The sequence below is a fragment of the Microaerobacter geothermalis genome (assembly GCF_021608135.1).
Lineage (GTDB): Bacteria > Bacillota > Bacilli > DSM-22679 > DSM-22679 > Microaerobacter > Microaerobacter geothermalis.
Genome location: NZ_JAKIHL010000059.1, coordinates 1 through 10,938 on the forward strand (window position 1 = coordinate 1; position 10,938 = coordinate 10,938).

At 44.4% G+C, this 10,938-nt stretch carries 8 protein-coding genes; all 8 read left to right on the forward strand.

Features of this window, described 5'->3' with window-relative positions:
* Positions 1-219 precede the first annotated feature (219 nt).
* Complete coding sequence (locus L1765_RS16030) at positions 220-348, forward strand: hypothetical protein (RefSeq protein WP_268928964.1); 129 nt, start codon at positions 220-222, stop codon at positions 346-348.
* A 40-nt stretch (positions 349-388) separates the two neighbouring features.
* Positions 389-616 (forward strand): DUF7667 family protein, encoded by a 228-nt coding sequence (locus L1765_RS15210; protein ID WP_329610063.1) that lies wholly within the window; start codon positions 389-391, stop codon positions 614-616.
* A 405-nt stretch (positions 617-1,021) separates the two neighbouring features.
* Positions 1,022-3,106 carry a sigma-54-dependent Fis family transcriptional regulator gene (locus L1765_RS15215; protein WP_236408340.1) on the forward strand — a complete coding sequence of 695 codons (2,085 nt, stop codon included), beginning with the start codon at positions 1,022-1,024 and terminating at the stop codon, positions 3,104-3,106.
* 214 nt (positions 3,107-3,320) lie between these two features.
* Positions 3,321-4,838, forward strand: coding sequence for a long-chain-fatty-acid--CoA ligase (locus L1765_RS15220; RefSeq protein ID WP_236408341.1), 1,518 nt, complete (start codon positions 3,321-3,323; stop codon positions 4,836-4,838).
* Between the two features lie 338 nt (positions 4,839-5,176).
* Entirely contained in the window at positions 5,177-6,757 is a 1,581-nt protein-coding gene (locus L1765_RS15225) for a long-chain-fatty-acid--CoA ligase (RefSeq protein ID WP_236408342.1), read from the forward strand.
* Positions 6,758-6,786: 29 nt separating this feature from the next.
* A complete protein-coding gene (locus L1765_RS15230; RefSeq protein WP_236408343.1) occupies positions 6,787-8,205 on the forward strand; it encodes an OB-fold domain-containing protein in 1,419 nt (472 codons plus the stop codon).
* Positions 8,206-8,217: 12 nt separating this feature from the next.
* Complete coding sequence (locus L1765_RS15235) at positions 8,218-9,402, forward strand: acetyl-CoA acetyltransferase (RefSeq protein WP_236408344.1); 1,185 nt, start codon at positions 8,218-8,220, stop codon at positions 9,400-9,402.
* 141 nt (positions 9,403-9,543) lie between these two features.
* Entirely contained in the window at positions 9,544-10,689 is a 1,146-nt protein-coding gene (locus L1765_RS15240) for an acyl-CoA dehydrogenase family protein (RefSeq protein WP_236408345.1), read from the forward strand.
* Positions 10,690-10,938 lie beyond the last annotated feature (249 nt).

Below are 10,938 nucleotides of genomic sequence, written 5' to 3' on the forward strand. Positions count from 1 at the left end.
TCCCGAGGACTCAAGAGTTTAACCCAAAGATATAACGAACTTCGTCAAGGTTGGCGAACCGCCTAGTGCGGAACCGCATGCTAGGTGGTGTGAGAAGACGGGGGTTAGTCGCCCCCTCTTACTCGATATTATTTCATTCAATGGAAATCGGATTGTCGGATGACGGAATGGTTTTAATCTTATATTTTAGGCAAAACTAAGAAAAAAGGGAGGGATATGATGAACGAGGAGCAAGATATACTGCTGTTTGATGAGAGCAACCGCTTTTTTAAAGGACTTATCTTTGGAATAATCCTGTCCATTCCGATTTGGGTTGTCATCGTTGCGATCATCATAAGATCGATTTAAATATAAAACCAGAAATTGAGAGGTGGAATCCATTAATCAAATGATTCAAATGTGGGTGGTTCATCAAAGACTTGCTGAACTTTGGCTCATCAAAAAAAAGCGTTCTCTTACCAAGGACGAACAAACAGAATTTGTCCAATGCTTGGATGCAAACGCTAATCGAGCCTGGAAGCTAGCAAGATTAGAAAATCAGTATTTGTTGGCCTCCATGACGCAGGACAAAGAGTGGCATCATCATATCAGCAGTGAGCTCAATAAACTGTCATAGAATCGAATAAATCAAATTGAAATCAGGCACCCTACCATCATCATTTAGGGTGTCTTTTACTTGTTTTAAATAAAGGAAAAAAAGTGGGAAGAGTAGAAGTATTTTAAAGGAATTTTCGAAAATATATGGACGGAACTAAAGAATTTACTAAGGACAGCCTTCGAGTACGTGCTTTAGCGTTGGGGCTAAAGAACGGGAATTAGCCGTCAAACTGACTCCATCTTAGAAATACCCAGATGTTTTGGACGGCTCCGTTCTTTAGCCTCGAAGCGGACATTCATCACATCTGGGCCGAACTCGACAAGCAGACGTGTAAATCTTTGATATGAAAATAACATTTTCATATCAATTTGTGACCCTTCGGGTCATGTAAGTTTAGTTCCGTAGCAATAGAGGAAAGGGTGAATGTCATTGATACAGTTAAAAGATATCATGACTCCCGTAAAAGAATGTCTCCAACCGGATCATACTCTTTCTCATGCCATACAATTTATGATGAGAACCAAATGGAATACCATTCCGGTTACCGACCAGAGTGGGAAGCTGTTGGGGGTGTTTACCAGAAGTATTTTATATCAATTGATATTGAAACAAACCCCATTACATACACCGATTAGAGAACACATGAAGAAAGAAGCCTATTGCCTTCCTTTGGATACTCCCTATGAGGAAATTGAAAGGGTAGTTAAAACCAGTAAAGTAGGGACAGGTATTGTCGTAGATCAAGAAAGAAAGGTCATCGGTTTATTTACCAAAACCGATATGATCTTCACACTGTTTAGGTCCACACATTCCTTAAAAGAACAGTTGGAAACGATCCTTCACTCTTCCCAATTGGGAGCCTGTATGACGGATGAGCATGATCGAATCACCTTCGCAAATCAAAAATTATGTCAATGGATCGGCAAGAAATTGGAGGATCTGATCGGAAAAAAGCTGTATGAAATGATTCCTGGTTTTCCTGTTGCTCAACCGGATGAAGAATATAAACTAAACATTCTCCATCGTGTAAAAGTAGGAAACAATCAAACGATTAGCCGGCTTTCCAAATATCAGACGGTCAACGGCAAAGACGGATGGATCGCTATTTTTCAAAATGTAACTGAAATAGAAAAAATGGCCGAAGAATTAAAAACAGTAAAAATGTGGAAGAGCCTCCTTGATACGGCAATAGAAAATGCTTATGACGGAATCGTGATGGTAAATGAAAAAAGTGAAGTTGTTTTTTTAAGTCCACCGATCATGGAGTTGTTCTCCCTTGACAAAGAAGAGTCGCTTGGTAAATCCATTGATGAGCTGCTGCCCCAATTGGAACTGACACAGGTTCTAAAAACAGGGGAGGCCAATCTCAGTGATTTCATGGAAATCAACGGAATTAAATATATCGTTACCCGCATTCCTGTGATTCAGGATGGACAGATGATTGGAGCCATCGGGAAAGTGACATTCCGTCAGCTTCATCAAGTTAAGGAACTTTTTAAAAAACTTGAAGCCATGGAAAACAAAGTGACCTATTATCAAGAGGAACTGAAAAAGTCAGAATCAGCACGCTACAGTTGGGAGCAAATTTCTTCTGCCAATCCGCAGATGGAGAAACTAAAGCGGAGCGCGTACAAAGCAGCCAAGGGTCGATCTACTATTCTGATACGCGGAGAAAGCGGAACGGGAAAGGAACTTTTTGCCCATGCCATTCACAGTGTTAGCGCCCGTAAGAATGGCCCGTTCGTCACGGTGAATTGCGCAGCCATTCCTGAGCATTTGCTGGAATCAGAATTTTTCGGATATGAGGAAGGAGCCTTTACCGGCGCCAAGCAAAAGGGAAAAATCGGCAAATTTGATCTGGCAAACGGCGGAACCCTCTTTTTAGATGAAATCGGGGATATGTCCTCGCAGCTTCAGGCGAAATTGCTGCGAGTCCTGCAGGAGAAAGAATTTTATCGGGTAGGAGGAACGGAGAAAATCCATGTAGATGTCCGAATTATTGCAGCTACCAATCGTTCCTTAGAGGAAATGGTAGAAAAAGGAGATTTTCGCGAGGATTTGTTTTACCGGTTAAATGTTATTTCATTTGAAATCCCCCCTTTAAGAAAACGAAAAGAGGATATTCTTCTTCTTACAGAAATATTTATCGAGGAGTTAAACCGTATCATTGGAACAAGTATTACTGGTATCGAGTCCCGGGCCTTGGAAGTGTTGATGGGTTATCATTGGCCTGGAAATGTTCGTGAGTTAAAAAATGTACTGGAGAGGGGAATGACCTTTGCCGAACATGGGAAAATACAAATGGAAGATTTGCCCGATTATCTATTAAAAAAAGTAACAGATCAGGTATCTTATCATGAAGATTCGAACAGAAGCATGTTGGAAAAAGCAGAAGAAAGTGCCATTCACCAAGCTCTTCAGCAAGTTGGAGGAAATAAAACCAAGGCTGCGAAACTACTGGGAATTAGTCGATCCATGTTGTATGAAAAATTAAAGAAGTATCGATAATCAGAATGTACATATGATTACCGCAAAGTTGCTTGATGTTATAGAAGTGTCCGGTATGTCGGACACTTTTTTTCTTTTGTTGTCCATGTTCCGGACAATTAAAGAAAAATAACCCAATAATTTTCAGTTTTTTCAGCAATTTATCATTGGCATGATTCCTGCTACAGATGAACTGTAGAACGATGAAAGGAAGCAAATATTTAGGGGGGGTTTCATGGATATTGGAAGCTGTCTGGCGCGAAATGCCCGCCGTCATCCCAATCGATGGGCTCTTACTTGTGAGGACAGAGAGTATACCTATGATCATTTTAACAGAGTCGTGAACCGATTATCCCATGGATTCATGAGGTTAGGAATCAACAAAGGTGAAAAAGTGGCGTTAATGATGAAAAACTCGGATTTTTTTGCCATATCATTTTATGCCGCTGCAAAAATTGGAGCTGTTTTGGTTCCTGTCAATTTTCGTTTGGTTTCAGGGGAAGTTCGCTATATTCTTGAGCAATCCGACTGCGTGGCAGTGATCTGTGATGAAGAATTTGATGAATTGGTTGAAGAGGCAAGGCAAGGGATTGACCATATCCGTCATATCGTAGCCGTTCACAATCCCAAAATCCCATCCCATTTAGCCTATGATGAAGTTCTTACATCTGAAGAGAGTGAACCGGACGTACTGATTAGTGAAAGAGATGATTTGGAAATTTTATACACATCAGGAACCACCGGACGTCCCAAGGGGGCATTGTTTGATCATCACCGTATTTTAAACGTTGGAATTAAAATGATGGCCGTAATGGGGAGTAATCCCAAAGATCGGTTTTTGCATTTGGCACCTCTATTTCACTCTGCCCAACTTAACTTGTTTTTGCTGCCCGGTTTTTTTCTTGGAGCCGGCCATGTGATTCACCGTGATTTTCATCCTATAGAAACTTTGAAGGCCATAGAAAAACATAAGATTACCTTTTTCTTTGGGGTTCCTGCCATGTATACCTATTTATTGCAGGTTCCCAATGGAACCGATTATGATTTGTCCTCGGTGCTCCGCTGCGGATATGGGGCAGCACCTATGGCTGCCGAATTGGTGAAGCAAAGCATGAAATTATTTCGAACGGAACAATTTTTTAATCTGTGCGGATTAACAGAAGCTGGACCGGGCGGGATTTGTTTGACACCGGAAGATCATAAAACGAAGCTGGGTGCCAGTGGGTCTTCCATGTTCCTTACAGAAGCTAGGGTGGTAGATGATGTTGGGGAGGATGTGGTTCCCGGAGCAGTAGGGGAATTGATCCTTCGCGGGGAAACCATCATGAAAGAATACTACAAAAAACCGGAAGAAACGGCAAAAGCCATAAAGAATGGCTGGTTATATACGGGGGATTTGGCAGTCATTGATGAGGACGGTTACATCACGTTGGTGGATCGAAAGAAGGATATGATTATTTCAGGCGGGGAAAATGTCTATTCCATTGAAGTGGAGCAGGTGATGTACGAGCATCCACAGGTTCTGGAAGCGGCTGCGGTGGGTCTTCCCCATGAAGTATGGGGGGAAATGGTAACCGCCATTGTGGTACCCAAACCGGGTGAAACCATTGATGTAAAAGAATTTCAGGAGTTCTGCCGCAAACGCCTGGCTGGCTATAAAATCCCGCGAAAGGTGATTTTTGAAGAAAAACTGCCACGGAACGCCTCTGGAAAGATTCTGAAATACAAGCTAAGAGAAGACTATAGAATCTAAAACCTGATCGTTCATATTTATGTTCTATATGGACGGAACTAAAGAAATTTACTAAGGACAGCCTTCGAGTTCGTTCTTAGCGAAGTGACTAAAGAGCGGGAATTAGCCCTCAAACTGACTCCATCATCGAAATACCCAGATGTTTTTGAGGGCTCCGTTCTTTAGTCTCGAAGCGAGCTATAATACTTCTTCGCACTGTGGCTAACCGCCACTAATATTCCCCGATGATTATGTGGGAAATCAGTGGCGGTAAGCCCCTGCACAAGTTCAACTAAACTTCAGGTGGAAAAAGACACTCCACCTGAAAAGTGAATATATAAGTTGATGGGGTGATCGGAATGATTTTGACCAAAGGTTTAATGGGATCCGCAAAGAACAAGGCAAATAAATTGGCCATCGTAGACGGAAATCATCGCTATACTTACGGGGAATTTGCCGATAGGGTATCACAGCTTAAAAAGGGGATCAAAGAGTTGGGTGTGGAAAAAGGGGACAGAGTGGGAATTTTGATGCTTAACAGTTTTCGTTACTTGGAGCTTTTCTATGCCGTCACGGCCATCGGAGCCGTCGTTGTCCCTTTAAATGTGCGTTTGTCGGTACCGGAACTGACATTTGTATTAAATGATGCTGGTGCCAAAGTTCTATTCCTCCATCGGGAGTTTTTGCCCATTCTGACACAGCTGAAGGAACAGGTTGAATCTTTGCAGCATTATATTTTGGCGGAAGATAAGGGAATCGAGGGTGAAGGGGAAGGAGGAACATTGGCTTATGAAGAGTTACTTCATGATCAGACTCCTGAACCTCTCAGGCCAGATAATATTACCGAAGAGGATATCGCCGGCTTGTTTTACACAGGCGGCACAACAGGACGCTCCAAAGGGGTCATGTTATCCCATAAAAATCTGGTGAGCAATGCTTATCATGCCTCCATTCTCCTGCAGTATTCGGAAGAAACCAGTTATCTTCATGCGGGGCCCATGTTTCATTTGGCAGATGGAGCATCCACTTTTGCTGTAACCTTAGTCGGAGGGACCCATGTTCATATTCGAATGTTTCATCCCAAAGGGGTTTTGGAAGTTCTGGAGAGGGACCGTCCCAATTCATGCCTGCTTGTTCCAACCATGTTAAACATGCTGGTAAACTATCCTGAATTTGATCAATTCGATACCTCATCCTTAACCAAGATTTTATATGGTGCATCCCCCATGCCGGTGGAAGTCTTGAAGACGGCGGCAAAGAAAATGCCCCAGCTCCAATTTTTTCAGGCCTATGGGATGACGGAAGCCTCACCAATCTTGACAATCCTTCCAGCCAAATATCACGTGATCGGAGGATCGGAAAAGGATGAACGCCGTTTGACCTCCTGCGGGCAAAGTGTCATTGGTGTTGAAGTCCGCTGCGTAGATCCGGAAGGCAGGGATGTTCCACCGGGTGAAGTGGGAGAAATTATTGCCAGAGGGCCTAACATCATGAAAGGATACTGGAACCTTCCGGAAGAAACAGCGGCTGCCCTAAGGGACGGCTGGTATTACTCCGGAGATCTGGCAACGGTAGATGAGGATAATTTCTACTACATCGTCGATCGCAAAAAAGATATGATCATCACCGGCGGAGAAAATGTATATTCAGTTGAAGTGGAAAACGTGTTATACACCCATCCCGGCATCCTGGAAGCTGCGGTTATCGGTGTCCCTGACGAAAAATGGGGTGAAGTGGTAAAAGCGGTTGTGGTAAAAAAGCCTGGAAAAGACGTGTCGGAAGAAGATATCCTCAATCTTTGCAAGCAGTACCTGGCCAATTACAAGGTTCCCAAAAGCATTCAATTTGTTGATGAACTGCCAAAGAGCGGAGCTGGAAAGATTTTGAAAAGACATATCAGGGATCAGTATTGGAAAGGTCAAAAACGTAAAGTGAATTAAAAAATAATAGATTGGAGAGAAGGGAGAAAATGAAAGGAATCCTTGCTTATGGAGCATATATTCCATTTCATCGTTTAAAGAAGAAAACGATCGCCGAAGCCTATGGAGAAAAAGCAGTTCCAGGAGAAAAAGCGGTAGCCAATTTTGACGAGGACAGTCTTTCTATGGGGGTTGAGGCATCTTTGGATTGTTTAAAAAACAGGGATGATCTTGCCTCACAGATCGAGGCCGTTTACTTCGCCACCACCACCCCTTCCTATGATGAAAAACAAGGCGCTGTTACCATTGCAGCTGCCTTGGATTTGCCGAGAGAGATTCGCACAGCCGATATAGGACATAGTCTTCGGGCTTCTTCTACGGCACTCCTGGAAGCCTTGGATTATGTATCTGTTCATGGAAAATCTGCCTTGGTTATTTCTTCAGACTGTCGTTTGGGAGGAGCCCAGGGGATGGTGGAACAGATGGTCGGGGATGGTGCGGGAGCTCTTTTGGTTGGAACTGGGGATGAAGTCATCGCAAACGTTCTAGCCACTTATAGTAATTCCTTGGAGCATGTGGGACAATGGCGCAGCCATGGCGAATCCTTTGTGCGTAATTGGGAAGACCGCTTTATTCAAACCATATATATGGAAACCATCCGTAAGACGATCCTAGGGTTGACAGAAAAAAGCGGGATTCGACCGGAGGAAATAAACAAAGTGATTATCACGGGGCCTCATGCCAGAGCCCAACTTTCAGCGGCTAGGGTTCTCGGTTTAAACCAGGATCAATTCGTCCAGGGACTCGAATTGGAAGTGGGTCACACCGGAACTGCCCAGGGGCCTATGATGCTCATTTCCGTTCTTGAACAGGCAAATCCAAGGGATAAAATTCTGTATTTAGGATATGGAGAAGGTTGTGATGCGGTTCTGTTTGAAGTGACTGAACGGATTCTGCAGTTTGTAAAGCCTTTGGGAATAAAGGGTCATCTGGAACATAAAGACGACTCTTTATTATACACGCATTACCTGAAGTGGAAGGGCATGCTTCCCCTTGAGCCAGGCAGACGGCCTGAACCCTCCCGTCCTTCTGCGCCGGCAATGCAAAGAAACTACCATCAGAATTTGGTGTTATACGGTTCCAAGTGTACGATGTGCGGAACCCCGCAATTCCCTAAACAGCGGGTATGTACAGTCTGTCAGGCCAAAGACCAGATGGAGGACTACCGATTTTACGGAAAAAAGGCAAGGGTAACGACCTATACCATCGATTACCTGGCCCTTTCATTAGCCCCTCCAACCATTTTCGCCGTGATTGATTTCGAAGGGGGAGGACGAATGTTGACAGAAGTCACGGATTGTACGCCAGGGGAAATAGACATTGGGTTGGAAGTGGACATGACTTTTCGCCGATTGTATCATTCCGGGGGAATTCATAACTATTTTTGGAAAGCAAAGCCAAAACGGTGAGGAGGAGTGAAGATGAGCAAAAAAGGAATCTGCGATCAAGTTGCCGTGATTGGAATGGGTTGCACCAGATTTGCAGAGCATTGGGACAAAAGTGTGGATGACCTTCTTGTTGAAGCGGCCTATGAAGCATTTGACGATGCCGGAATCGCTCCGACCGATATTGACGCGGCCTGGCTGGGGACAATGGATTCCGGATATGCCGGAATGACCTTGTCTGGAGCATTAAAAACTCAGTATATCCCGGTTACCCGGGTTGAAAACATGTGCGCAACCGGTTCGGAAGCTTTTCGCAATGCCTGTTATGCCGTGGCCTCCGGGGCCTATGATCTGGTGTTGGCTATTGGGGTGGAAAAACTGAAAGATTCTGGATACAGCGGATTGGTATTAAATGAAAAGCCGGGAGATGGAACAGCCCTTAACATCACCGCCCCTGCTGCTTTCTCTTTTATTGCACCGGCGTATTTTAACAAATATGACATTGACCCCAAACAGGGAAAAGAGGTATTAACACGGATTGCATGGAAAAATCACAAGAACGGTTCCCTGAATCCGAAGGCCCAGTATCGAAGTGAGGTGCCCATGGAGAAAATCGCCAAGTCCCCGATGGTTGCTGCTCCCCTTGGTGTAATGGATTGTTCAGGTGTGGCAGATGGTGCAGCTGCAGCCATCATTGTTCGAACAGAGGATGCCCGTAAATATCGGAAGGACCCGATGTATGTGAAAGCATTATCCATTGCCGCAGGACCGGGAGACGGCCGCCTTCGTCAGGATTTTGACTTTACCTCCATTCGTGAAAATATCGCGGCTGCCACAGATGCCTATCGACAGGCTGGAATTACCAATCCCCGCAAACAGATTGACATGGCCGAAGTTCACGATTGTTTCACGCCAACAGAATTGGTTATCTATGAGGATTTGGGATTTAGCCAACGGGGACACGGATGGAAAGATGTATTAAACGGGGTATTTGATCTGGATGGAGAGCTTCCCGTCAATCCCGACGGGGGATTAAAATCTTTTGGACATCCCATCGGGGCCAGCGGTCTTCGCATGCTTTACGAAATGTATCTGCAATTTCAGGGGAGAGCAGGAAAGCGTCAACTGAGTGATCCAAAGATCGGACTTACCCACAATTTGGGTGGATTTCCCTGGCAGTGTGTATCCTTTGTTTCCATCGTTGGCAAGGAACTTTCATAAATTTAACTAATTCCCGTTCTTTATCCTTTCGCTGTGTATCGAACTCAAAGGCTGTACTTAGTGAATTCTTCAGTTTCGTTTATGTACATTAGATATTGGACTTTTCATCAATTAAGGAGAGCACGATGGGAGGAGAATCCAATGAGTCACTTATACTTGAACGAAGACCATATGATATTTCGTAAGGCTCTGCGCAAGTTTTTGGAAAAAGAGGCGATTCCTTATTACGATCAATGGGAGGAAGATCGGTTGATTCCCCGTTCATTTTGGAAAAAGATGGGCGAGCAAGGTTATTTATGCCCACAGGTTGACGAAAAATATGGGGGGGCCAATGTGGATTGGGGATTTTCAGTGGTGATCAATGAGGAACTGGAACGGGTAGGGTCCAGTCTGGTTGGAATCGGCCTTCATAACGACATCGTTGTTCCATACATTGAATCATACGGAACAGAAGAACAGAAGAGCCGCTGGCTACCTGGCTGTGTCAGCGGAGATATCATCAGTGCGATCGCCATGACAGAACCTGGGGCGGGGTCTGATTTGGCCAATATTCAAACCTCTGCGGTACGAGATGGGGATGATTTTGTTATAAATGGACAGAAAACCTTTATTACCAATGGGATCCACGCTGATCTTGTTCTGGTTGCCTGTAAGACTGATCCAAAAGCAGTCCCCAAATACAAGGGGATCAGTTTAATCATGGTTGAAAGGGGAGCACCAGGCTTTTCAAGGGGAAGAAAGCTGAACAAGATCGGACTCCACAGTCAAGATACCGCAGAATTGATCTTTGAGGATTGCAGGGTTCCTGTCAAAAATCTTCTTGGAGAGGAAGGGGAAGGTTTTTTCTATTTGATGGAGAAACTTCAGCAGGAGCGTCTGGTGGTGGCCATTTCCGCTCAGGTGGCAGCGGAGGAGATGCTGAAGATGACGATTGATTATGTAAAAAGCAGGGAAGCATTTGGTCAGCCCATCAGTAAGTTTCAAAACACCCAATTTAAAATCGTAGAGATGGCCACGGAAATTGAGGTGAGCCGTGCCTTCCTAGACCAACTGATTTCAGACCACATGTCAGGAAAAGAGATCGTCAACAAAGTATCCATGGCGAAATGGTGGCATACGGAAATGGCAAAACGGGTGGCAGCCCAATGCCTGCAGCTTCACGGCGGTTATGGATACATGGAGGAGTATGCCATTGCTAGAAGATACCGGGACATTCCTGTTTCCGCCATATATGCAGGGACGAACGAAATCATGAAAACAATTATCGCCAAGAACATGGGACTATAAGTTTGCGGACGTGCAAATCTTTAGTTCCGTCCATGCTTAGATGAACAGAACTAAACTTACATGACCCGAAGGGTCACAAATTCTCATGAAAATAATTCCATCCAGTAGTTACCTAGTTACTGTATCATCGTCATCTTCTCATAATGGAAATTGAACAGGGGAATGGTAAGTCGTAAATCTTTATGGTGGTAGCAATATCAGACCCCGCGAACTAAACGGACAGCATCGATCATTGAGCACAAATTCCTG

Excerpts from the sequence above, each read along its gene's own strand:
- L1765_RS16030 (WP_268928964.1), top strand. The coding sequence starts at position 220 with ATGAACGAGGAGCAAGATATACTGCTGTTTGATGAGAGCAACCGCTTT.
- L1765_RS15235 (WP_236408344.1), top strand. The coding sequence starts at position 8,218 with ATGAGCAAAAAAGGAATCTGCGATCAAGTTGCCGTGATTGGAATGGGT.
- L1765_RS15240 (WP_236408345.1), top strand. The coding sequence starts at position 9,544 with ATGAGTCACTTATACTTGAACGAAGACCATATGATATTTCGTAAGGCT.
- L1765_RS15210 (WP_329610063.1), top strand. The coding sequence starts at position 389 with ATGATTCAAATGTGGGTGGTTCATCAAAGACTTGCTGAACTTTGGCTC.
- L1765_RS15230 (WP_236408343.1), top strand. The coding sequence starts at position 6,787 with ATGAAAGGAATCCTTGCTTATGGAGCATATATTCCATTTCATCGTTTA.
- L1765_RS15225 (WP_236408342.1), top strand. The coding sequence starts at position 5,177 with ATGATTTTGACCAAAGGTTTAATGGGATCCGCAAAGAACAAGGCAAAT.
- L1765_RS15220 (WP_236408341.1), top strand. The coding sequence starts at position 3,321 with ATGGATATTGGAAGCTGTCTGGCGCGAAATGCCCGCCGTCATCCCAAT.
- L1765_RS15215 (WP_236408340.1), top strand. The coding sequence starts at position 1,022 with ATGTCATTGATACAGTTAAAAGATATCATGACTCCCGTAAAAGAATGT.